Source organism: Pseudomonas sp. FP2294, assembly GCF_030687625.1.
Lineage (GTDB): Bacteria > Pseudomonadota > Gammaproteobacteria > Pseudomonadales > Pseudomonadaceae > Aquipseudomonas > Aquipseudomonas shahriarae.
Window position 1 is genome coordinate 4,093,296 of the sequence record NZ_CP117441.1, and the last position, 23,056, is coordinate 4,116,351.

Sequence of the window (23,056 nt, forward strand, 5' to 3'; positions counted from 1 at the left end):
TTGCAAGGCTGACGTTCGATTGTGCCCGACACAAACAAAAATGCCAGGCACGATGCCTGGCATTTTTGCAGTCGCGCGAGTCGATCAGAACGGCAGCTTCATGCCCGGCGGCAGTTGCATGCCCGCGGTCACGCCGGACATTTTGTCCTGGCTGTTGGCTTCGATCTTGCGCACGGCGTCGTTGACGGCCGCAGCGAACAAGGCTTCGAGCATTTCCAGGTCGTCTTCGCCAATGCCCGGCAATACGCTTGGGTCGATGCTCACACGCTTGATGTCGTGACGACCGGTCATCACCACGCTGACCATATCGCCACCGGCTTTACCGGTGACTTCGGCGTTGGCCAGTTCTTCCTGCATCTTGGCCATTTTTTCCTGCATCTGCTGCGCCTGCTTCATCAGGCCGGCCATGCCACCTTTCATCATGGGAATCACCTCAAAAGTACGTGGATCAATACGGCGCCGAGCCTCAAGGCACGGCGCCTGCAATTATCAGCCCGCTGCAGCCTGGGCTTCGACAGGTTCAATAGTATCGTGTCGCACCACCGCGCCAAACTGCTCCATCATCTGCTGGATCAGCGGATCGGCCTGGATCGACTCCTCGGCCTCGCGCTGGCGGTTGAGCCGGCGACGGGTGGCGGCCTGGGCCGGGGTTTCCTGCTCGGGCTTGATCAGCTCGATGGTCACCGTCAGGGTGCGTTCGTGGAACTGATTCAGGGCGTCGTTGAGGCGGCGCTGCTGGGTCGCGTTGAACAGGGCACTGTGGGCCGGGTCCAGGTGCAACAGCCAGTGATCGCCATCGACGGCAATCAGCGTGCAGTTGGCGGCGATGCTCCCGGTCATGCCGGAGATCGGCAATTTCGGGAACAGCTCCAGCCATTGCAGGGCGAGGCCGGTGGCCGGCATCGCGGCAGGTTCTGCCTCGGGCTCCGGCGCGGGCTCGGCGGTGTGTTCGCTGGCCAGGTCGTCCAGGTAGCTGTAGGCCGAATCCATGTCCGGCTCGATGTAATCTTCGTCCAGCGGCGGTTCGTCATCCAGGTCGATGCCGGGGGTAGCGGCGTCCACTTCGGCGATGGTCGGCTCGGGCACGGGGGCGGCGACCCATTCCGGCGCGTCCGGCACTGCGCTGTCGGGGGTCGGCGTGGGCATGGGCGTGAGCTCGGGCTGCTCGCTGGTGGTTTCCAGCACGGCCTCGACTGCAGGCTCCTGCTCGGCCACGGCCTCTACCGGGTCGTTCCAGGGCAGATCGACCACAGGCGCGGGCTCAGGCTCGGCAACCGGCTCCGGCACCGCTACAGGCGCCACCGGCTCAACCGCGACCGGGGCGGCAGTGACTGCCACAGGTTCCGGCGCGATCACTGGCGCGACGACCGCCGCGCCAGCCACTGGTTTGGCGGAATCAACTGTGGCCTGGCTGATCCCCACTGGCTTTAGCGGCTGTCTCGGCGCATCGGCGGTGTCCGCCGGGCGGAACGCCAGCATGCGCAGCATGACCATTTCAAAGCCGCCGCGCGGGTCCGGGGCCAAGGGCAGGTCTCGGCGCCCGATCAGGCCCATCTGGTAGTAGAACTGCACATCTTCGGCCGGCAACGCCTGGGCCAGGGCCAACACGCGGTCGCGGTCGCCGTGGCCGTTATCGACCCCTTCAGGCAGCGCCTGGGCGATAGCGACGCGGTGCAGCACGTTGAGAATTTCCGAGAGCACGCCATTCCAGTCCGGGCCTTGCTCCGACAAATGGCGCACGGCTTCGAGCAGCGCCTTGGCATCGCCTTCGATCAACGCATGCAGTACGTCAAACACTTGCCCGTGATCGAGGGTGCCGAGCATGGCGCGCACATCAGCGGCCATCACTTTGCCTTCACCGAAGGCAATGGCCTGGTCGGTCAGGCTCATGGCGTCGCGCATCGAACCATCGGCGGCGCGGCCCAGCAGCCACAGCGCGTCGTCTTCGAACGGCACGTTCTCCACCCCCAGCACGTGGGTCAAATGCTCGACCACCCGCTCGGGGGTCATGTTCTTCAGGGAGAACTGCAGGCACCGCGACAAAATCGTTGCAGGAAGTTTCTGCGGGTCGGTGGTGGCCAGGATGAATTTAACGTAGGGCGGCGGCTCCTCCAGGGTTTTCAACAGGGCGTTGAAGGAGTGGCTGGAAAGCATGTGCACTTCGTCGATCAGGTAGACCTTGAAGCGGCCACGGCTGGGGGCGTACTGCACGTTGTCGAGCAGTTCGCGGGTGTCCTCGACCTTGGTGCGGCTCGCGGCGTCGATCTCGATCAGGTCGACAAAGCGCCCCTCGTCGATCTCCCGGCACACCGAGCAGGTGCCGCAGGGGGTGGAGGTGATGCCTGTCTCACAGTTCAGGCACTTGGCAATGATCCGCGCAATGGTGGTCTTGCCCACCCCGCGAGTGCCGGTGAACAGGTAGGCGTGGTGCAGCCGCTGGCTGTCCAAGGCATTGATCAGAGCCTTGAGCACATGGGTCTGGCCGACCATTTCGCGGAACGAGCGCGGACGCCATTTACGTGCAAGAACCTGATAACTCATCGAAAACCGTCGCAACTGGGAAGCGGAAGCCGGTAATGCTAGCGGAGCAGGGGCGAAATTGCATCCGGCACGCTCGCCTAATCTGACTAAGCTGGTAGTGGCCTCCCCTCCCAAGGGCTGATCTCGGAGAGTTTATGCGCGTAGTCCTGGGCGCTTTATGGATGATCACCACACTGAGCCTGGCGGCACCCGCCCCGTTGCGCTTCGCCATTTCCGACAGCTGGGCCATGCCCCTGGTGCAGATCGAGGCCGGCCAGCCGACCCAGGGCATTTTGTATGACCTGATGTTAAGCCTGGCCACCCAGGTTGGCCATCCGGCGCAGTTCCAGGTATTGGCCCGAGCCCGCATCGCCCCAGCCATGGAGCATGGCGAAATTGATGTGCGCTGCTACGTCGCACAGGCGTGGCTGAGCAACCTGTCCGGCGATTATGTCTGGAGCATCCCCTTGCTGGTGCAGCGTAATGTGCTGGTCAGCGTCCACGCCCCGCCGTTGTCGGTGAATGTGGCGAAGCTGGCTGCGCAGAATATCGGCACCGTGCTCAACTACAGCTACCCGACTCTCGAGCCGCTGTTCGCCAACGGCCAGCTGCAGCGCGACGACGCCCGCAGCGAAGAGCAAGTGCTGCACAAGCTGGTGGCGGGACGCTTCAGGTATGCCGTCACCAACGAATGGGCCCTGGAGCGCTTCAATCAGCGGCTACCCGTGGACCGCAGGCTGCACGTAGTGGCCGTGATCGAGGAGCAGAGCCTGGGCTGCTACGTGCGTAACGACCCAGCCCTGCCCGTGCAGCACATTTTGCGCACATTGCTGCGCATGAAGATGTCGGGGGAGATTGACGGCATCATCAGGCTCTACACCGGTGACCGCGAGCGCCCGCCTCAATCGTCGCCCGCACCATAGTTGAGCAGGTCAAACCCGGCGGCCCAGGCCGGCACCTCGTCAGCCGGCATGGGCTGGGCGAAGTAATAACCCTGGGCCACTTCGCAGCCCATGCGCAGCAGCAACTGGCCATGTTCAAGAGTTTCCAGGCCCTCGGCGATCACTTCGCGGCCAAATGCCCGGGCCAGGCCGATCACCGCCTGGGTCAAGGCCAGGTCGTCCTTGTCGTGCAGGATGTCACGCACAAACGACTTGTCGATCTTGATGGTCTGGGTCGGCAGGCGCTTGAGGTAGCTGAGGGAGGAATAGCCGGTGCCGAAATCATCCAGGGAAAACCGCACCCCCAGCGCCTGGCACGCCGCCAGGTGCTCGGTGACCCGTTGGATATGGTCGATGGCCACCGATTCGGCAATTTCCAGATCAAGCATGTGTGGCGCGACATCGGGATGCTGGGCCAGCAGTTGCTGCAGGCGCTCGACAAAATCCGCACGCTGGAAATGCCGGGCCGCGATGTTCACGCTGACCGGCCAGCAGTGCCCAGCCTCCTGCCACTGACGCATCTGCGCCAGCACCTGATCCATCACCCACTCGCCGACATCCACGATCAGGTCGGTCTGCTCGATCAACGACAGGAAATCCTTGGGCGCCACCAACCCGCGCATCGGATGCTGCCAGCGCAGCAACGCTTCAAACCCCACCACCTGGCCGTGGCGCAGGTTGATCTTGGGGTGGAAGTGCAGGCACAACTCCCCCGCCGCCAGAGCCTGGCGAATCTGCTGGACCGTCTGGTGGGTGGCCTTGACCTCCTGCTCCAGGGACACGTCAAACAGCTGGTAGCGGTTGCGGCCACTTTGCTTGGCCACATACATGGCCTGGTCGGCATGGCGCAGCAACGTATCGGCGTCTTCATCGTCCAGGGGGAACAAGGTCACGCCGATACTGGCAAACACGTTGATCTGCGCGCCCTGGATCGAATACGGCTCGGAGATGGCCGTGAGGATCCGCCGCAGCGCGCCGTTAAGCTCATCGGCATCGCGCACGTAGCGCAGGATCAGTACAAACTCGTCACCGGCCAGCCTGGCGACCACATCTTCGCCACGAATAATCTCACGCAGACGGCGCGCAACCTCCACCAGCAACAAGTCGCCACTGGCATGCCCATAGCCGTCGTTGACGGCCTTGAAGCCATCCAGGTCGAGCATGCACACCGCCAGGGGGATTTGCTCGTTGCGGGAAAACTCCAGGGACTGCACGAGCAATTCGGAGAGGTAAGCGCGATTGGGCAGCCCGGTCAGCACATCGTGACCGACCCGCCATTGCAGGGTCTGCAGCAACTGACGCTTTTCGCTGACGTCAAAACGAATCGACACGTACTTCTGCACCTTCCCGGTACGCTGATCGACCAGCGGCACCATGGTGCTATCGACCCAGTACAACGAGCCATCCTTGGCGCGGTTACAGATTTCCCCGCGCCAGACCCGGCCTTCAGTGATGGTGCGCCACATGCCCTGGAAAAACCCGGCAGGGTGCAATCCGGAGCTGAGGATCCGGTGGTTACGCCCCAGCAACTCGTCGCGGCTGTAGCCGGACATGTCGCAGAATTGGTCGTTGACGTAGGTGATGCGGCCGGTGAGGTCTGTCTCGGAGAAAATGGCGGCGGCATCCACGGCCCTGCGGTATTTCTCATCCATGAATGTGGCTCTAGGTGGCTAGCGGTTGAACCGCTCGACCAGGGCACGCAACCCGGAAGAGATGCTTTCAAGTTCCCGGCCCCGGGTGACTGCAGCGTTGGCGTTGCCCGCTGTCTTTTGTACCGTGGCCGCGACGTTATTGATCTGTTGTGAAACATCCTCTGCGACGTGGGATTGTTCCTGTGAGGCTGCAGCCATTTGCTGACTCATGCCGGTAATGCGTTCCACCGCCTGACGAATGCCCAGCAGTGCCTGTTGCGCTTGCAGTACCTGCTGCACGCCTTGCTCGGCCTCTTGAATACCGGTGCTGGCAATGTCCACCGCCTGATCGGCCCCGGCACGCAAGCTCTGGATGATGCCCTGGATCTGTTCGGTCGACTGCCGGGTCTTGCCCGCCAGCGCCCGCACTTCATCGGCCACCACGGCAAAGCCACGGCCTTGCTCGCCGGCCCGCGCCGCTTCGATAGCGGCATTCAGGGCCAGCAGGTTGGTCTGGTCGGCGATGGCCTGGATCATGCTAGCGGCCACGCGGATTTCCTGGGTCTGGTCGGCCAGATGGCCCACCGCCTGGTTGATCTGGGTGACAGTGCTAGCCAGTAGCTGAATCGCCTCGCGTGTGGTGCCGACAACATGACTGCCCTGCTCAGCCAGGTCATTGGCGGTGCGGGCTTCGCTGGCGGTCTGCTGGACGTGGGTTGCCACTTCAGCGATGGAGGCGGCCATTTCGGTCATGGCGGCGGCGGTCATATCGGTTTCCGCGCGTTGCTCCAGCAGCGCCGACTCGGTGGTGCCCGATAACATGCTGGAATGAGCAGCAGCCTCGGCCATCTGGGTGGCCAGGTCGCTCAGACGCGTGAGCGCGGTTTTCAAGCGCGCCTCTTCGCTGATCAGGATCATTTCCAGTTGCGCAGCCGGGCCCAGCGCATCGCTGTAGGTCATGGCGCTGATAGGGTCGGAAAAGGTATTGGGCGTGTGCTCGACAATCTGCTTGAGCTGCTGCCCCAGACGCAGGTGCGCCCAGGCGCCGAGGCCAAGAAACAGCAGCGCGACAGAGGCCTGCGCCCACCCGCCCGGCAACCATTGCATCGCCCCGCCAGCGAGCACTGCCGCCAGGGCGGGAACGGCCAGGGCATTGCCGACCTGGCCCAGGCGCTGCAACGGCGAAACCGCCGAACGCCCGGCACGCAAACGTGCGTAGAGCGCTTCGGCACGCCGCACCTGCTCGCGCGTCGGCTTGACCCGCACCGACTCATAACCTACCAGGCGACCGTCTTCGAGGATCGGCGTCACATAGGCGCTGACCCAATAGAAGTTGCCGTTTTTGCAGCGGTTCTTGACCACGCCCATCCAGCTCTGGCCGGCCTTGAGGTAGCGCCACATCAGCTCAAAGACCGCGGGCGGCATGTCCGGGTGGCGCACCAGATTGTGGGTACTGCCTATCAGTTCAGCCTGGGTGAAGCCGCTCATGGCGGCAAACTCGTCGTTGCAGTAAGTAATGTGGCTATTGATGTCAGTTGCGGAAATGAGCCGTTGCTGCTCCCCGAAAGTCTGTTCAACTGTGGTGACCGGCAAATTGACGCGCACTTTAAAGCTCCATGGACAGCATTCGATCCACCTGCTCAGGATCGGATAGATCCTGCAGATGGAGGGGTATTTCCAGACGGGTAAACCGTCAATGGGCTGGCTGGCGCCATTGGGCAGCCAAACCAGGTTTTGCCCAGCACCTGACCTTCGGTTTAGCGAAGATCAACTAGGCTTTAATTCGAGCGTCTGGTGTGAAAGGCGAGGGTTGCGTGGGCGCGCAAGAGCGAGCTTGGCGCTGCGGCCAAGCAACTGTTTTGCAACTACCTTTATGAAAGTGAGGAGAAAGCAATGATTTCCTGTTTCATAAAGGTGCCCTGTGAAACGACACCGCCAAATACTTGTCCTAAACGCCGATTCTACGAATTACATCACATTTTGCAAGAAAAGGTGATGGTGCGTGCCGTTGTCTAATGCCAATATTTATCGTTAAGTTCTTGATTCTAAATGGGAATTGAGCGATGCAAATTTCAAGTTTGGGTCCAGCCATCAGACGCTACCGAAAGGTAGCGGGGCTTACTCAGGCTGAACTAGGTGAGAAAACCGGTTTTGACCCTAAAACCATTAGCCGCTTCGAAACCGGCACCTATACACCCAGCGTTGACGCTCTGTTCTTGTTTGCGGAGGCCTTGGGAGTGAAGCTGAAAGTCTTTTTTGCCGATCTGGGCGATGAGGAAGAACAGCGCGCTTATCTGTTCGGTGTCATTCATAAAGCCACCCCGAAGGATCTGGGAAAGCTGATAGCGGCGGTAGACCAGGCCTTGTCCAAGCCTTAGAGCTCGTACGACATAAAAAAGAGCAGGCCACTGACGTCGCCTGTTCTTTGCTCTTTGCCTACTGACATGATCCGACCGGACAGCCCCTCTCCTGGCAGGCGCTGGGCCACGCCTTTTGCCAGCATACTCGCGCGGCCCAGGCAGATTCGGTATCCTCTCGCGAAGTTATTTCAAAATGTAAGGGACTACCATGAACTACCTCCGCCTGCTGGTGGCGGCAGCCGCCTTGAGCCTGCCTGCCGCACCGGTCTATGCCACCGCAGCCCCGGCGCCAGTCGAAGCCAGCGCACCCGCCGAAACCGCCGAGCACTTCCTCGCCTCCCTCAAGCAGCAAACCGGCACCGTCACCCTGCCCGGCGGCATCGCTACGCTCAAGCTCAACGACGAGTTCTACTATCTGGATCCCAACGACACCGAACGTCTGCTCACCGACGGCTGGGGCAACCCGCCGGGCTTCAACACCCTGGGCATGATCGTGCCCAAGGCCGTCAGCCCACTGTCGGCACGCGGCTGGGGCGTGATTGTCAGCTACAAGGACGACGGGCATATTTCCGACGAAGATGCGGCAAAAATCGACTACACCGAACTGCTCAAGCAAATGCAGGAAGACGATGCCGAGGACAACAAGGAACGCCAGAAGCAAGGCTATGCCGGCCTGCACCTGCTGGGCTGGGCCGAACCGCCGCACTACGATCAACCGTCCCACAAGATGTACTGGGCCCGGGAACTGAAAGCCGACGACGCCGAGCAGAACACCCTCAACTACAGCATCCGCGTGCTGGGCCGCGAGGGCGTGCTGGAACTCAACGCCGTCGCCGCCATGGCCGACCTGCCCACCATCAAGCAGGAACTGCCCAAGGTCCTGGCCTTCACCAACTTCACCGACGGCAACCTCTACACCGACTACAACCCGAGCACCGACAAGCTGGCCTCTTATGGCCTGGCCGCACTGGTCGCTGGCGGGATTGCCGGCAAGGCCGGGCTATTTGCCAAGATCGGCATCTTCCTGCTGGCCGCCAAGAAGTTTCTGGTGATTGGCGTGGTGGCGTTGCTGGCAGGCGCACGCAAGTTCTTCAACCGCAACAAAGGCTGATCGCCACACACGAAAACGCCGCGAGCAATCGCGGCGTACAAATAGCTTGGCCTCGGGCGCAATCAGGCCTGGGCAAGTGAAAAATTCTGATGAATTGGATAGCGGAATAAACAAGAGGGTTGTTGCGAGGGGGCGTTATGGAGGCAACCCCACCAGCCACACCCCGGCACACAATGTTCCCGCTGTGGCTGCTTCCTTCCGGATCTGACCAGGTTCACGGGTAATCGTTGCGGGGGGACCGATGGGGTCACCATAACGACGCTGGCCTCTCGGCAAGCGGGGCCATTGTACCGATCTCATCGGAAGTTACAACCGTTGGCGCAGGATTAAAAAGCCAAGAGGTTCAAGTACTTGCCATAGCCCTCAAGAACACCCTCGCACCTTTTGATCATTGGGCTTTCAATACCTCATCCGCACGGCCGCCCTCTTCCTGGATCACCAAGTGGATGAAGTGCAACTTGGCAATCACCGCCAGCGGTAGCACGAAGGGATAGAAATCCGGCTGCCCCATGCTGCGGGACAGTTCGTTGAGCATGCCGGCCAGCTCGATCCAGGCGTTGACGAACGACAGGAACGCCGGGCCGCCAGGGTGCTGCGGGTCATAGAGGGTGGTGAGGGGAAATGGCTGGTAGTCCAGGTCCATCTCCCGTGCGCTCATGCCAAACCCCAGGGCGGTGTCGACCGCGTCCATCATGTGCAGGTAATGGGCCCAGGTTTCTGCCCAGTCCTCCCAGGGGTGCATGGTGGCGTAAGCGCTGACGCAGGTTTGCTGCCAGTCCGGGCGCGGGCCGTTCTGGTAGTGCTGGTCGAGGGCGTCGGTATAACTGGCGCGTTCGTCGCCGAACAGGTTGCGAAACGGCTGCAACCAATGACTGCCGGCGATCAGGCGATCCCAATAGTAGTGGCCGACCTCATGGCGGAAGTGACCGAGCAAGGTGCGGTACGGCTCGCGCATCTGCACGCGGATTTTCTCGCGGTGCTCGTCGTCGGCCTCCTTGATATCCAGGGTGATCAAGCCATTGGCATGGCCCGTGGTGGGGGCCTTGCCTGCCAGGTCGATACCCACGAAGTCAAAAGCCAGGCCATTGGTCTCGTCGACTGTTTTGGGGATCACCTGCAGCCCCAGGCTGATCAATTGCGCCACCAGCCGGCGTTTGGCGGTTTCCACCTTGCGCCAGCGCTCGGGGTTTTCCGGAATCGACAGGTCGGGAATGGTGCGATTAAGGCTGCACGCCACACACAGCGGCGCGGTGCTGTAGGCCGGGATCAGCCAGTTGCAGGCCGCTGGGGTATCGAGGTTGGCGCAGCGGCGCCAGGCGCCGGCGTCGAGGTTGTCGTCCTGCAGCCAGGTATCGACCACCGGCCCCGGTTGCAGGGACGCCAGCCGGCTTTGCTCGGGCAGGTAACCCAACAGCGCCGAACAGGCCAGGCATTGGCTGTTGCGAAAAAACAGGGATTGCCCGCAACGGCACTGCCAGACCTTGCTGTTGCGCGAACCCCCGCCCATGAATGGCGCGGCGATGCGCGAACTGAGCTGTTCGAAGAAGCGGTACATGGCGATCTCTCCAGGGGCGTGCCCAAGACTAGATCATTTACCGCGCAAGATCGTTCCCACGTTCTGCCTGGCAATGACGCCATGGGCCTCTGCGTCCGCTGTTGGGTCGCGGAACGTGCTGGAATGCATTCCCACGCAGAGCGTGGGAACGATCATCAGAGGGGAATGTTGTGGCTGGCCAGGAATGCGACAAAAGCCTCTTCGTCCAGGACCTTCAGCCCCAGCTCGCTGGCCTTGGCCAGTTTCGAGCCGGCACCCGGCCCGGCGACCACGCAATGGGTCTTCGCCGAGACCGAACCCGCCACCTTGGCCCCCAGGCTTTCGAGCTTTGCCTTGGCCACGTCGCGACTCATCAGTTCCAGGGAGCCGGTCAGCACCCAGGTATGCCCCGCCTCGGGCAAGCCTTCAACCACCTTCTTCTCACTCTGCCAGTGCATGCCGAAGTCCTTGAGCTGCTGCTCGATGGCCAGCGCATGATGGGCATTGTCCGGGTTATCGAAGAACTCACGCACGGCCTTGGCCTGCTTCTCCGGCAGCGCTTGGCGCATGTCCAGCCAATCGGCCTGGATAACACCCTCGAGGGAGCCAAACTTGTCCGCCAGCTTCTGCGCGGCTCCCGGCCCCACGGAAGGTACATGCAACTTGTCGAGCAGGCCGCCCAGGGTGGTACTGGCAGCGAACTCGGCACTCAGCTCACCCTGGTCCTGCAAGACCAGCGCGCACTCGTCCGGCGACAGCAGCGCGCCGATCACCTGCTGGTTGTGCCCGTCTTCAAAGAAGCTGTGGATCTCGTGCGCCACTTCCAGGCCCACATCCGGCAAGTACGTCAGCACTTCCGGCAACGCCCGCTGCACACGCTCCAGGGACGCCAGGGAACGCGCCAGGACCTTGGCGGTTTCCTCGCCCACATCGGGAATACCCAGGGCGTAGATGAACCGCGCCAGGGTTGGGGTCTTGCTGTTTTCGATGGCGGCGATCAGTTTTTTGCTGGAGACATCGGCGAAGCCTTCCAGGTCGATGATCTGTTCGTACTTGAGCTTGTACAGGTCCGCCGGCGAGCCGATGAGTTTCTCATCGACCAACTGCTCGATGGTCTTGTCGCCCAGGCCGTCGATATCCATGGCCCGGCGCGAGACAAAATGGATAATCGCCTGCTTGAGCTGCGCACCACAGGCCAGGCGCCCGACACAGCGATACACCGCGCCTTCGCTGACGGTTTCCTTGCCCTTGCTGCGCTTGACCAGTTGCGTGCGCTCCACATGGGAACCGCACACCGGGCAGCTTTCCGGGATCTGCACGGCGCGGGCATTTTCCGGGCGACGCTCGGTAACCACCGACACGACCTGTGGGATCACATCACCGGCACGGCGGATGATCACGGTGTCACCGATCATCAAGCCCAGGCGCGCCACTTCGTCCATGTTGTGCAATGTCGCATTGGATACGGTGACTCCCGCCACCTTGACCGGCTTCAAGCGCGCCACCGGCGTCACCGCGCCGGTGCGGCCGACCTGGAATTCAACGTCGAGCAATTCAGTCAGTTCTTCCATCGCCGGAAACTTATGGGCGATGGCCCAGCGCGGCTCGCGGGCGCGAAAGCCCAATTCGCGCTGGTAGGCGATGCTGTTGACCTTGAACACCACACCGTCGATTTCATAGGGCAGGCTGTTACGCCGCTCACCGATGTCGCGGTAGTACGCCAGGCAATCCTCAATCCCCTTGGCCAGCTTCAACTCGTGGCTGATGGGCATACCCCACTTCTGCAACTGCTGGAGGTTGCCGATATGGGTGTCGCTGATGTCCGTGGTCACGCCGTAGCAGCAGAACTCCAGGGGGCGACTGGCGGTGATCTTCGAGTCGAGTTGGCGCAGGCTGCCCGCCGCCGCGTTACGCGGGTTGGCGAAGGTCTTGCCGCCGACTTCCAGTTGCGTGGCGTTCAAACGCTCGAAACCGGCCTTGGACATGAACACTTCACCGCGCACTTCCAGCGTTGCCGGCCAGCCCGTGCCCTGCAGTTTCAGCGGGATATTGCGCACGGTGCGCACATTCACGCTGATGTCTTCGCCGGTGGTGCCGTCGCCACGGGTCGCGCCGCGTACCAACTCGCCATCCTGATACAGCAGGCTGACCGCCAGGCCATCGAGCTTGGGTTCGCAGCTGTACTCCACCGCCGCACCACCGCCAAACAGATCGCCCACCGGCAGGTCGAGGCCCTCGGTAACGCGACGATCAAACTCCAGCATGGTGGTTTCATCAAAGGCGTTGCCCAGGCTGAGCATCGGGATCTCGTGACGCACCTGGGTAAAGGCCGACAGCGCCGCACTGCCAACCCGCTGCGTCGGTGAGTCGCGAGTCACCAGGTCCGGGTGCTCGGCTTCCAGCGCCTTGAGTTCGTGGAACAGCCGGTCGTATTCGGCGTCCGGAATGCTCGGCTCGTCGAGTACGTGGTAACGGTAGTTGTGCTGATCCAGTTCAGCGCGCAGCTCGAGTATGCGGGTGTGGGCGGCGGTCATGGGTGTTCTCTCATAAAGCAAAAGAGCAGCCGAAGCTGCTCAATATGTTAGTGCGCTTAATTCTACTGACAACGCTGAAGACCCGTCCTCAGCGTTTCTGTGTCAGGGCGCGACGCTCGAACTCGACGATGCGCTGACGGTAGTGTTCGATGGTCTGGGCGGTTAGCACGCTGCGCTGGTCGTCCTTGAGCTCGCCATTGAGCTCCTGGGACAGCTTGCGGGCTGCGGCCACCATGACGTCGAACGCCTGTTTCGGGTGACGCGGGCCTGGCAGACCGAGGAAGAAGCTCACGGCCGGGGTGCTGAACAGGTCGATATCGTCCAGATCGAAGGTGCCCGGCTTGACCGCGTTGGCCATGGAGAACAGTACTTCACCGTTGCCGGCCATGCTTTCGTGACGGTGGAAAATATCCATCTCGCCGAAACGCAGGCCGCTTTCCAGGATGTTCTGCAACAGCGCCGGGCCCTTGAAGCCGGCCGCGTCACGGCAGATCACGCTGATCACCAGCACTTCTTCAGCTGCCGGCTGGTCCTTGGTGGACTCACGTGGCGCGCTCTTGGCCGGGCTTTCATCCGGGAAATCACCATCGCGACTGCTGAAGCTCGGGCCTTCGTCCACGTCGAGGTTCAGGTCGCCCTGATGCGGCTCGGCCACAGCAGCGCTGCCGCGCTTGCCACGTTTGGACGACGGTTCGCGGGCTTCACGCACCGGGGCGCTCATCGACGGCAGGTCGTGCTCGTCCAGCTGCGGCTCTTTATGGGTGTCCAGGACACGGGGCGGCCCCAGCAGCTCGGCAGCGCCGTCGTCGTCGGGCAGATTGGACAGGTTACGGTCCAGACGGAATTTCAGCTTGCCCTTGCCGCCGCGCATACGGCGCCAGCCATCAAAAAGAATACCGGCTATTACAATAATGCCGATGACGATCAGCCACTCGCGCAGACCGATTTCCATGTAATCCCTTGCCTCTATAAAAAATGCTGAAAAATAAGGGGTTTAGCACCGTGCAAACCGCTTTAAAACGTGGCGCCAACTCTATGTTCTGACTGACGTTTTGCCCACGCATACGAAAAATTGACATTAAACTAGCACGACCAAAGATAACTTTACACAGTTGGCGCAAAATGTGTCGGCTGACGCAGGAATTAAGCTACAAATCATAAGCTTCAAGCCGACACTCATGCCCCTTGAAGCTAGCAACTTGGCGCTAACTTTCCACCATCGCCATCGCCTCTTCCACATCCACCGCCACCAGTCGCGAACAGCCCGGTTCATGCATGGTCACCCCCATCAATTGATCCGCCATTTCCATGGCGATCTTGTTGTGGGTGATATAGATGAACTGCACCGTCTGGGACATCTCTTTAACCAGGCGGGCATAGCGTCCAACGTTAGCGTCATCCAGCGGCGCGTCAACTTCATCGAGCATGCAGAACGGCGCCGGGTTCAACTTGAAGATGGCAAACACCAGGGCCAATGCGGTCAGGGCCTTCTCGCCGCCGGACAACAAATGGATGGTGCTGTTCTTCTTGCCCGGAGGCCGCGCCATGATCGTTACCCCTGTATCGAGTAGATCTTCGCCCGTCAGTTCCAAGTAAGCGCTGCCACCGCCGAAAACTTTTGGGAATAAGGCCTGTAAACCGCCATTAATCTGATCAAAGGTATCTTTGAAGCGGTTACGGGTTTCCTTGTCGATCTTGCGAATGACGTTTTCCAGGGTGTCCAGGGCTTCCACCAGATCGGCGTTCTGGGCATCCAGGTAACGTTTACGCTCGGACTGCTGCTGGTATTCGTCGATGGCGGCGAGGTTGATCGCGCCGAGTCGCTGAATGCGCGCGGCAATGCGCTCAAGTTCTTCTTCGGCTTCTTTCTCGTTGGCTTCGGCGGTCAAGGTATTGAGCACGCCGTGCAGGTCGTAGCCATCTTCCAGCAACTGATCCTGCAAGGTTTTGCGGCGCACCGTCAGGGCCTGCCATTCCATGCGCTGCTGTTCGAGCTGGCTGCGGATCAATTGTGATTGCTGCTCGGCCTGAGTCCGGCGCTTTTCTGCGTCGCGCAGTTCGCGGTCGGCGTCTTCCAGAGCGATCTGCGCGGTCTTGAGTTCTTCGTCGACGCTCATGCGTTTATCGAGCAACTCTTCGAGCTTCAAGCGCAGCTCTTCCAGGGGCGCCTCGCCCTCCTCCAGGTTGAGACTCAGTTGCTCGCGCTTTTCCGTCAGGCGCTCGGACTGCATCTCCAAGCGCTCCAGGGCTTGGCGCGTGGAATCGTGCTGAGCGCGCAACGAGCCCAGGCGCACCGCCAACTGGTGGGCGTGATCCTTGTGCTGGCGCGCTTCCTGGCGTACCCGATCGAGGCGTTCGCGCAGGCTGTCACGCTGGGCCAGCAGCAGTTCACGCTGCTCGGTGTCGAGGGCCATGCTGTCGAGGGCGTCCTGCAACTGCAGGCGCGCTTCGCCGACTTGTTCATGTTCGAGGGCGCGCTGTTCGCCCATCTCGGCCACTTCTTCATCGAGACGGGTACGGCGCAGGGTCAACTGCTCGGCCTTGGCCTTGCTGGCCGAGAGCTGGGCTTTCAGTTCGCCCTGCTGGCGCGCTTCGTCCTGCAACAGGCGGCGCAAATGTTCGCGGCCGGTCTCTTGCTGGCGCTGGGTGGCGCGCAGGGTTTGCAGTTGGGTTTCCAGGGACTCCAGGGTCGCCTCGCGCTCTTCGCGCTCGGCACTCAGGTTGACGATTTCCTGGCCACGGGCCAATACGCCGCTTTCGGCTTCACTGGCGCGGCGCACCCGCAAAAAGTGCCGGCCGACCCAGTAGCCGTCGCGGCTGATCAGGCTTTCGCCAGAGGCCAATTGGCCACGCAACGCCAGGGCCTGTTCCAGGGATTCCACCGGCTTGACCTGGCCCAGCCAGGGCGACAGATCAATCGGCGCCTCGACTTTATCCAACAGGCTGCCCGGCACGCGGGTGCCATCGGCTGCCGGGCTGAGCAGACGCAAGTCGCCCTGGGTGAAACCGGCCAGGTCAAACCCGCCAAAGTCATCCACCAGCACCGCCTGCAGATCCGCGCCAAGCACGGTCTCCACGGCCAGTTCCCAACCGGCTTCGACCTTCAAGCCTTCGGCCAGGCGCGGACGCTCGGCCAGGTGCTGGTCACGCAGCCATTCTGCGGTGCCCGTGCCGGGATCCAGTGCCGCCTGCTGCAAGGCTTCAAGGGAGGCCAGGCGCCCGTTGAGGCGCTGCAAATCACCCTGGGCCTGCTGCTGCGCCTGGGTCGCCTGCTGCAGTTCCTGGCGCAATTGCTCCAGGCGCTCCACTTGCTGTTCTTCGCTGGCTTCCAGCTCTTCGAGCGTCATTTCGCTTTCGGCCAACTGCTCGCTCAGCGCCATGATCGCCGCGTCTTCCGGGGCAGCGGCCAGCAAGGCGCGCTCCTCCAGGACCCGGCGCTGGCGCTCGGCCAGGCGTTCCATACTGGTTTCCAGTTGCTGGATGCGCGACTGCTGCACCTCAGCCTGGCGCCGCGGCTCGGCGGAGCGCAGGTTGAACGCATCCCACTGTTCCTGCCAACCGTGCATGGTGGTTTCGGATTCTTCCAGGGCGGCGGCGGCCTCTTCGGCGGCGGCGCTGGTGATTTCCTGCTCGGGGATGAGCATGTCCAGCTCTTCGCCGAGGGTCAGCAGCAAGGTGCGGTCGTGGCCCAGGTGCGACTCGGTTTCCAGGCGCGCTCGCTCCGCTTCCTTCAGGTCATCCTGCAACTGGCGCAAGCGCTGCTGGCCGTGCTGGATGCTCTGCTCGACCCGCGCAATATCGCCGCCCACCGAATAGAAGCGGCCCTGCACCAGGTTGAAGCGCTCGGACAAGTCATGGTGACCGTCACGCAGGCGTTCGATGCTGGCGTCGGCATTGCGCTGCTCAGCCACCAGGGCTTCGAAGCTGATTTCCTGGGTGCCGATAATCGCTTCGCGCTGGCCCACCTGGTCATTCAAGGCCTGCCAGCGCAGCGCCGAGAGTTGCGCCTTGAGCTGGCGTTCTTCGCCTTTGTATTCCTGGTATTTCTCGGCGGCCTGGGCCTGGCGGTGCAGGCGCTCCAGCTGGCGCTCCAGCTCTTCACGCAGGTCGGTCAGGCGCGCGAGGTTTTCGTGGGTGCGGCGGATGCGGTTTTCGGTCTCGCGGCGGCGCTCCTTGTACTTGGAGATACCGGCCGCTTCCTCGATAAAGTTGCGCAGGTCCTCGGGCTTGGCTTCGATCAGCTTGGAGATCATGCCCTGCTCGATAATCGAGTAGCTGCGCGGGCCCAGGCCGGTGCCGAGGAAGATGTCGGTAATGTCGCGGCGCCGGCACTTGGTGCCGTTGAGGAAGTAACTGTTCTGGCTGTCGCGCGTCACTTTGCGGCGGATGGAGATTTCCGCGTAGGCGGCGTATTCACCCACCAGGGTACCGTCGGAGTTGTCGAACACCAGTTCGATGCTGGCCTGACTGACCGGCTTGCGGCTGGTGGAGCCATTGAAGATGACGTCGGTCATCGACTCGCCACGCAGGTTTTTCGCCGAGCTCTCGCCCATCACCCAGCGCACGGCGTCGATGATGTTCGACTTGCCGCAGCCATTGGGCCCGACCACTGCCGCCATGTTACTGGGGAAGTTCACCGTGGTCGGGTCGACGAAGGATTTGAACCCCGCCAGTTTGATGCATTTGAGCCGCACGCTTAGGCGTCCGCCAGGGCTGCGATAACCAGTGAACAACTGCGCTGGCCATAGGCCGAGAGCACTTGGCGGATCTGCGGCAGATCACGGGCCAGTACAGCGGCGAGCAGTTGCTCGAACAGCGCCAGGTACTCGCTCATCGACGCCTTGCGTTGATCCAGGGCCAGGTAATAGGCGCGGTTCATCGCCGGTTGCAGATTTTCGACGGTTTCCTGCAGGTACGGGTTATTGGCAAAGGGGTATGCGGCGCGCATGACATTGAAGCATTCTTCGACAAAAGCGCGGATGTCCTGGCGCTCGAAATTGCTCACCAGCCGTTGCTGGATCTGCACGAAGGGCGCCATGTCGGCCTGGGTCTGCCAGCCTTCGGCGACCGCATTGCCCAGCAGGATGTACAGCTCGCTCATCAGCGTGCACAGGCTCTGCACCTTGTGCGCGGTGAGCTCCGTGACGTGGGCGCCACGGCGCGGCAGGATGGCGATCAGGTGCCGTCGCTCGAGGATCAGCAAGGCTTCGCGCACGGAGCCACGGCTGACATTCAGCGCCAGCGTGACTTTCTGTTCCTGGATCCGCTCCCCAGGCTTGAGATCGCCGCGAATGATGCGTTCGGCGAGGTGGTGAGCGATTTGCTCGGCAAGACTATCCGGCGCCTTGAACGTCATGTTTTCCCTTCAAAATCTGCTATCGGTACAAGGGCGGCAGTGTAGCGCAATCACTGAGCCAGCAACGCCGAATTTGGCATGAAATAAGCAGACGATAAAGCCCAGGCGCCCCTGAAAACGGCGGTTACAGGGATCTGAACCATAATCAAAGGTGTTGCAATCGCATTTTCTTGACCTTCTGGTCAGAAAATCGTTGACCGAAAAGTCAGACATGACTAGATTCGGCGCAAAGCGGTTAACAACAATAATGAGTCTGCGAGGCCTTCCGTGATCCAGTTTTTAATCAACCAGGAGCTCCGTAGCGAGCATGACCTGGACCCGAACCTGACTGTGCTCAACTACCTGCGTGAGCACCTGGGCAAATCCGGAACCAAGGAAGGCTGCGCCAGCGGCGACTGTGGTGCCTGCACCGTGGTAGTCGGCGAGCTGCATACCGACGAGCAAGGTGCCGAGCAGATTCGCTATCGCAGCCTCAATTCGTGCCTGACGTTTGTCTCATCCCTGCACGGCAAACAACTGATCACCGTGGAAGACCTCAAGCACCAGGGCCAACTGCACAGCGTGCAACAGGCCATGGTCGAGTGCCATGGTTCCCAATGCGGTTTCTGCACCCCCGGTTTTGTAATGTCGCTGTTCGCCCTGCAAAAAAACAGCGACGCCCCCGACAGCGCCAAGGCCCACGAAGCCCTGGCCGGCAACCTGTGCCGCTGCACCGGCTACCGGCCGATCCTGGCCGCTGCCGAGCAAGCCTGCTGCAACAAGCCCCAGGACCAGTTCGACAGCCGCGAGGCGCAGACCATCGCCCGCCTCAAGGCCATCGCGCCGACGCAAACCGGCGAACTGAACAGCGGCGACAAACGCTGCCTGGTGCCCCTGACCGTCGCCGACCTGGCCGACCTCTACGACGCCTACCCCCAAGCCCGGCTGCTGGCCGGCGGTACCGACCTGGCGCTGGAGGTCACCCAGTTCCACCGCGTGCTGCCGGTGATGATCTACGTCGGCAACATTGAAGCCATGAAGCGCATCGAGACCTTTGACGACCGCCTGGAAATCGGCGCCGCTACCGCCCTCTCCGACTGCTACAGCGCGCTGCACCACGAGTACCCGGACTTCGGCGACCTGCTGCACCGCTTCGCCTCCCTGCAAATCCGCAACCAGGGCACCCTCGGCGGCAATATCGGCAACGCCTCGCCCATCGGTGACTCGCCGCCGCTGCTGATCGCCCTCGGCGCGCAGATCGTGCTGTGCAAGGGCAACGTGCGCCGCACCCTGGCCCTGGAAGACTACTTTATCGACTACCGCGTCACTGCCCGTCAGGACAGTGAGTTCATCGAGAAGATCATCGTGCCCAAGGGCCACGCGCTGTTTCGCGCCTACAAGGTTTCCAAGCGCCTGGACGATGACATCTCGGCAGTCTGCGCAGCCTTCAATCTGAAGTTCGACAATGGGGTGATCAGCGATGCCCGCGTCGCCTTCGGTGGCATGGCCGCCACCCCCAAACGCGCACAACACTGCGAGGCCCTGCTGATCGGCGCCACCTGGAACAGCGCCACCGTGGAGAAAGCCTGCGCGGCCCTGGCCGAGGATTTCACCCCGCTGTCGGACTTCCGTGCGAGCAAGGAATACCGCCTGCTCAGCGCCCAGAACCTGCTGCGCAAATACTTCATCGAACTGCAAACGCCGCACATCGAGACTCGGGTGACCGCTTATGTCTAACCATCACGCCGTGGTAAAAACCCAAGCCGAAATGGCCGCGCTGTTTGCCCAGGACCTGACGTCCGGGGTCGGGCGTAGCGTCAAGCATGACAGCGCCGCCAAGCATGTGTCGGGCGAAGCGCAGTACATTGATGATCGCCTGGAATTCCCCAACCAGTTGCACCTGTATGCGCGCATGTCCGACCGCGCCCACGCCCGAATCCTCAGTATCGACACCGCACCCTGCTACGCCTTTGACGGTGTGCGCATTGTCATCACCCACGAAGACGTACCGGGCCTGAAAGACATCGGCCCGCTGATGCCCGGCGACCCGTTGCTGGCCATCGACACCGTGCAGTTCGTCGGCCAGGTAGTCCTGGCCGTCGCCGCCCGCGACCTGGAAACCGCACGCAAGGCGGCCATGGCCGCGGTGATCGAATACGAAGACCTGGAGCCGGTGCTGGATGTGGTCGAGGCCTTCCGCAATAAACATTTCGTGCTGGACAGCCACACCCACCAGCGCGGTGATTCGGCGAGCGCCCTGGCGAGCGCGAAAAACCGTATCCAGGGCACCCTGCATATCGGCGGCCAGGAACACTTCTACCTGGAGACCCAGATCTCCTCGGTGATGCCCACCGAAGACGGCGGCATGATCGTCTACTGCTCCACCCAGAACCCCACCGAAGTGCAGAAACTGGTGGCCGAAGTACTGGACGTGTCGATGAACAAAATCGTGGTGGATATGCGCCGCATGGGCGGTGGTTTTGGCGGCAAGGAAACCCAGGCCGCCAGCCCGGCATGCCTGTGCGCAGTGGTGGCGCGCCTGACCGGCCAGCCGACCAAGATGCGTCTGCCACGGGTCGAAGACATGCTGATGACCGGCAAGCGCCACCCGTTCTACATCGAATACGACGTGGGCTTCGACGACAACGGCCGCCTGCACGGGATCAATCTGGACCTGGCGGGTAACTGCGGCTGCTCGCCGGACCTGTCGAACTCGATTGTCGACCGGGCGATGTTCCACTCCGACAACGCGTATTACCTGGGCGATGCCACCGTCAACGGTCATCGCTGCAAGACCAACACCGCCTCCAACACCGCCTACCGTGGTTTCGGCGGCCCGCAAGGCATGGTCGCCATCGAGGAAGTGATGGACGCCATCGCCCGCCATCTGGCCCTGGACCCGCTGGCCGTGCGCAAGGCCAACTACTATGGCAAGACCGAGCGCAACGTCACCCACTACTACCAGACCGTCGAGCACAACATGCTCGAAGAAATGACCGCCGAGCTTGAGGCCAGCAGCCAGTACGCCGAACGCCGCGAAGCGATCCGCCTGTACAACGCCCACAGCCCGATCCTGAAAAAGGGCCTGGCGCTGACGCCGGTGAAGTTCGGTATTTCGTTTACCGCCAGCTTCCTCAACCAGGCCGGCGCGTTGATCCATATCTACACCGACGGCAGCATCCACTTGAACCATGGCGGCACCGAGATGGGCCAGGGCCTGAACATTAAGGTCGCGCAAGTGGTGGCCGAGATCTTCCAGGTGGAAATCGACCGGGTGCAGATCACCGCGACCAACACCGACAAGGTGCCCAACACCTCGCCGACCGCCGCCTCCAGCGGCGCCGACCTGAACGGCAAGGCCGCGCAGAACGCCGCCGAAACCATCAAGCAACGCCTGGTGGAGTTCGCTGCGCGCAAGTACGACGTCAGCGAGGCGGATGTGGAATTCCACAACGGCCATGTGCGGGTGCGTGAGCTGATCCTGACGTTCGAGGAGCTGATCCAGCAGGCGTATTTCGCCCAGGTGTCGCTGTCGAGTACCGGCTTCTACAAGACCCCGAAAATTTTCTACGACCGCAGCCAGGCGCGGGGCCGGCCGTTCTACTACTTCGCCTTCGGCGCGGCCTGCTGCGAAGTGATCGTCGACACCCTGACCGGCGAGTACAAGATGCTGCGCACCGACATCCTCCACGACGTGGGCGCCTCGCTGAACCCGGCCATCGACATTGGCCAGGTCGAAGGCGGCTTTATCCAGGGCATGGGCTGGCTGACCATGGAAGAGCTGGTGTGGAACAACAAGGGCAAGCTGATGACCAATGGCCCGGCCAGCTACAAGATTCCGGCCGTGGCGGACATGCCCCTGGATTTGCGGGTCAAACTGGTAGAAAACCGCAAGAACCCGGAGGACACGGTGTTCCATTCCAAGGCCGTGGGCGAACCGCCATTTATGCTCGGGATTGCTTCGTGGTGCGCGATCAAGGATGCGGTGGCGAGCCTGGGTGACTATCGCCATCAACCGAAGATTGATGCGCCGGCGACCCCGGAGCGGGTGTTGTGGGGCTGTGAGCAGATGCGTCAATTGCAGGCGGCGACGGTGGTTGAGGCTGAGACCGAGATGGCTTCGCTCTAGACCGAGGTGCTGCCATCGCGGGCAAGCCCGCTCCCACATTTGGAATGCATTCCCTTGTGGGAGCGGGCTTGCCCGCGATGACGGCCTGACTGACAACAGCAATGTTGAGGTAGACATGAACAACTGGATCAGCGCCCTCGCCGACCTGCAACACCAGGGTGAACCCTGCGTGCTGGTGACCATTATCGAAGAGCTCGGCTCCACGCCGCGCAATGCCGGTTCGAAGATGGTAGTCAGCGCCGCGCAAACCTTCGACACCATCGGCGGCGGCCACCTGGAATACAAGGCCATGCAGATCGCCCGCGACATGCTCGCCAGCGGTCAGCACAACACCCATCTGGAGCGCTTCAGCCTCGGTGCCAGCCTCGGCCAGTGCTGTGGCGGCGTCACCGTGCTGCTGTTCGAACCCATGGGCCAGGTGCAGGCGCAGATTGCCGTGTTCGGCGCCGGCCATGTCGGTCGCGCCCTGGTGCCGCTGCTGGCCAGCCTGCCGTGCCGGGTGCGCTGGATCGACTCGCGGGAACAGGAATTCCCGGAGCATATCCCCCAGGGCGTGCGTAAAATCGTCAGCGAAGAGCCGGTCGATGAAATTGCCGACCTGCCTGCGGGCAGTTACTGCATCGTCATGACCCATAATCACCCACTGGATCTGGAACTGACCGCCGCCCTGCTCAAGCGCAATGACTTTGCCTACTTCGGCCTGATCGGCTCGCAGACCAAACGCGTCAAGTTTGAACACCGCCTGCGTGAGCGCGGCTTCGAGGCTGCGCAGTTGCAACGCATGCGCTGCCCCATGGGCCTCACCGAGGTGAAGGGCAAATTGCCGGTGGAAATCGCCATCTCCATCGCCGGCGAGATCATCGCCACCTATAACGCCAACTTCGGCCAGCACACCGCGAGCGCCGAACCCATTGCCAAACTGCTGCCGGTATCTCGCCGCAGCCAAGCTATGAATTGAGAC

The 23,056-nt window shown here is 62.0% G+C and carries 15 protein-coding genes, 1 other RNA gene and 1 pseudogene; 6 read left to right on the plus strand and 11 right to left on the minus strand.

Annotation, left to right across the window (positions count from 1 at the left end; genetic code table 11):
- Positions 1-84: 84 nt before the first annotated feature.
- Positions 85-423, minus strand: a complete 339-nt coding sequence (locus tag PSH73_RS18220) for a YbaB/EbfC family nucleoid-associated protein (RefSeq protein WP_057439500.1) — start codon at positions 421-423, stop codon at positions 85-87.
- Between the two features lie 66 nt (positions 424-489).
- A complete protein-coding gene (gene dnaX, locus PSH73_RS18225; RefSeq protein ID WP_198799607.1) occupies positions 490-2,541 on the minus strand; it encodes a DNA polymerase III subunit gamma/tau in 2,052 nt (683 codons plus the stop codon).
- Positions 2,542-2,675: 134 nt separating this feature from the next.
- Between dnaX and PSH73_RS18230 the strand changes: the two genes are divergently transcribed.
- Positions 2,676-3,443, plus strand: coding sequence for an ABC transporter substrate-binding protein (locus PSH73_RS18230; protein ID WP_057960324.1), 768 nt, complete (start codon positions 2,676-2,678; stop codon positions 3,441-3,443).
- Here PSH73_RS18230 and PSH73_RS18235 read toward each other — a convergent pair.
- The 3 genes and pseudogenes from PSH73_RS18235 to PSH73_RS27065 all read right to left on the minus strand — a co-directional run.
- A complete protein-coding gene (locus PSH73_RS18235) occupies positions 3,422-5,113 on the minus strand; it encodes a bifunctional diguanylate cyclase/phosphodiesterase (RefSeq protein ID WP_128592860.1) in 1,692 nt (563 codons plus the stop codon). The genes PSH73_RS18230 and PSH73_RS18235 overlap by 22 nt on opposite strands.
- A gap of 18 nt (positions 5,114-5,131) precedes the next feature.
- Positions 5,132-6,199, minus strand: coding sequence for a methyl-accepting chemotaxis protein (locus PSH73_RS18240; protein WP_370693745.1), 1,068 nt, complete (start codon positions 6,197-6,199; stop codon positions 5,132-5,134).
- A gap of 216 nt (positions 6,200-6,415) precedes the next feature.
- Positions 6,416-6,697, minus strand: a pseudogene (locus PSH73_RS27065) (PAS domain-containing protein); the annotation flags it as partial.
- Between the two features lie 458 nt (positions 6,698-7,155).
- Here PSH73_RS27065 and PSH73_RS18245 point away from each other — a divergent pair.
- Together PSH73_RS18245 and PSH73_RS18250 are read left to right on the plus strand one after the other, a co-directional pair.
- Entirely contained in the window at positions 7,156-7,470 is a 315-nt protein-coding gene (locus tag PSH73_RS18245; protein ID WP_029298195.1) for a helix-turn-helix domain-containing protein, read from the plus strand.
- A gap of 190 nt (positions 7,471-7,660) precedes the next feature.
- Positions 7,661-8,563, plus strand: a complete 903-nt coding sequence (locus PSH73_RS18250) for a DUF2167 domain-containing protein (RefSeq protein ID WP_057960327.1) — start codon at positions 7,661-7,663, stop codon at positions 8,561-8,563.
- 147 nt (positions 8,564-8,710) lie between these two features.
- Here PSH73_RS18250 and ffs read toward each other — a convergent pair.
- The 6 genes from ffs to PSH73_RS18280 form a co-directional block, all read right to left on the minus strand.
- Positions 8,711-8,807: signal recognition particle sRNA small type (gene ffs, locus PSH73_RS18255), an RNA gene on the minus strand.
- A gap of 144 nt (positions 8,808-8,951) precedes the next feature.
- Positions 8,952-10,118 (minus strand): putative zinc-binding metallopeptidase, encoded by a 1,167-nt coding sequence (locus tag PSH73_RS18260; protein WP_305461147.1) that lies wholly within the window; start codon positions 10,116-10,118, stop codon positions 8,952-8,954.
- Positions 10,119-10,273: 155 nt separating this feature from the next.
- Positions 10,274-12,631 carry an NAD-dependent DNA ligase LigA gene (gene ligA / locus PSH73_RS18265; RefSeq protein ID WP_305461149.1) on the minus strand — a complete coding sequence of 786 codons (2,358 nt, stop codon included), beginning with the start codon at positions 12,629-12,631 and terminating at the stop codon, positions 10,274-10,276.
- A gap of 88 nt (positions 12,632-12,719) precedes the next feature.
- Positions 12,720-13,583 (minus strand): cell division protein ZipA, encoded by an 864-nt coding sequence (zipA, locus tag PSH73_RS18270; RefSeq protein ID WP_057444921.1) that lies wholly within the window; start codon positions 13,581-13,583, stop codon positions 12,720-12,722.
- A 253-nt stretch (positions 13,584-13,836) separates the two neighbouring features.
- Positions 13,837-17,325: a chromosome segregation protein SMC gene (smc, locus tag PSH73_RS18275; protein WP_305461151.1), complete on the minus strand. Its 3,489-nt coding sequence runs from the start codon at positions 17,323-17,325 to the stop codon at positions 13,837-13,839.
- 2 nt (positions 17,326-17,327) lie between these two features.
- The gene (locus PSH73_RS18280) at positions 17,328-17,987 is read right to left on the minus strand and encodes a GntR family transcriptional regulator (protein WP_057439508.1); all 660 of its coding nucleotides are present in this window, start codon (positions 17,985-17,987) and stop codon (positions 17,328-17,330) included.
- 267 nt (positions 17,988-18,254) lie between these two features.
- Between PSH73_RS18280 and xdhA the strand changes: the two genes are divergently transcribed.
- From xdhA to xdhC, 3 genes are all read left to right on the plus strand, one after another.
- Positions 18,255-19,703: a xanthine dehydrogenase small subunit gene (gene xdhA / locus PSH73_RS18285; RefSeq protein WP_186625619.1), complete on the plus strand. Its 1,449-nt coding sequence runs from the start codon at positions 18,255-18,257 to the stop codon at positions 19,701-19,703.
- On the plus strand, positions 19,696-22,095 hold the full coding sequence (gene xdhB / locus PSH73_RS18290) for a xanthine dehydrogenase molybdopterin binding subunit (RefSeq protein WP_057439510.1): 2,400 nt from the start codon (positions 19,696-19,698) through the stop codon (positions 22,093-22,095). The genes xdhA and xdhB overlap by 8 nt, the downstream gene beginning before the upstream one ends.
- A 115-nt stretch (positions 22,096-22,210) precedes the next feature.
- Positions 22,211-23,053, plus strand: a complete 843-nt coding sequence (gene xdhC, locus PSH73_RS18295; RefSeq protein ID WP_057960333.1) for a xanthine dehydrogenase accessory protein XdhC — start codon at positions 22,211-22,213, stop codon at positions 23,051-23,053.
- Positions 23,054-23,056 lie beyond the last annotated feature (3 nt).

Excerpts from the sequence above, each read along its gene's own strand:
- PSH73_RS18220 (WP_057439500.1), bottom strand. The coding sequence starts at position 423 with ATGATGAAAGGTGGCATGGCCGGCCTGATGAAGCAGGCGCAGCAGATG.
- dnaX (WP_198799607.1), bottom strand. The coding sequence starts at position 2,541 with ATGAGTTATCAGGTTCTTGCACGTAAATGGCGTCCGCGCTCGTTCCGC.
- PSH73_RS18230 (WP_057960324.1), top strand. The coding sequence starts at position 2,676 with ATGCGCGTAGTCCTGGGCGCTTTATGGATGATCACCACACTGAGCCTG.
- PSH73_RS18235 (WP_128592860.1), bottom strand. The coding sequence starts at position 5,113 with ATGGATGAGAAATACCGCAGGGCCGTGGATGCCGCCGCCATTTTCTCC.
- PSH73_RS18240 (WP_370693745.1), bottom strand. The coding sequence starts at position 6,199 with ATGCAATGGTTGCCGGGCGGGTGGGCGCAGGCCTCTGTCGCGCTGCTG.
- PSH73_RS18245 (WP_029298195.1), top strand. The coding sequence starts at position 7,156 with ATGCAAATTTCAAGTTTGGGTCCAGCCATCAGACGCTACCGAAAGGTA.
- PSH73_RS18250 (WP_057960327.1), top strand. The coding sequence starts at position 7,661 with ATGAACTACCTCCGCCTGCTGGTGGCGGCAGCCGCCTTGAGCCTGCCT.
- PSH73_RS18260 (WP_305461147.1), bottom strand. The coding sequence starts at position 10,118 with ATGTACCGCTTCTTCGAACAGCTCAGTTCGCGCATCGCCGCGCCATTC.
- ligA (WP_305461149.1), bottom strand. The coding sequence starts at position 12,631 with ATGACCGCCGCCCACACCCGCATACTCGAGCTGCGCGCTGAACTGGAT.
- zipA (WP_057444921.1), bottom strand. The coding sequence starts at position 13,583 with ATGGAAATCGGTCTGCGCGAGTGGCTGATCGTCATCGGCATTATTGTA.
- PSH73_RS18280 (WP_057439508.1), bottom strand. The coding sequence starts at position 17,987 with ATGACGTTCAAGGCGCCGGATAGTCTTGCCGAGCAAATCGCTCACCAC.
- xdhB (WP_057439510.1), top strand. The coding sequence starts at position 19,696 with ATGTCTAACCATCACGCCGTGGTAAAAACCCAAGCCGAAATGGCCGCG.
- xdhC (WP_057960333.1), top strand. The coding sequence starts at position 22,211 with ATGAACAACTGGATCAGCGCCCTCGCCGACCTGCAACACCAGGGTGAA.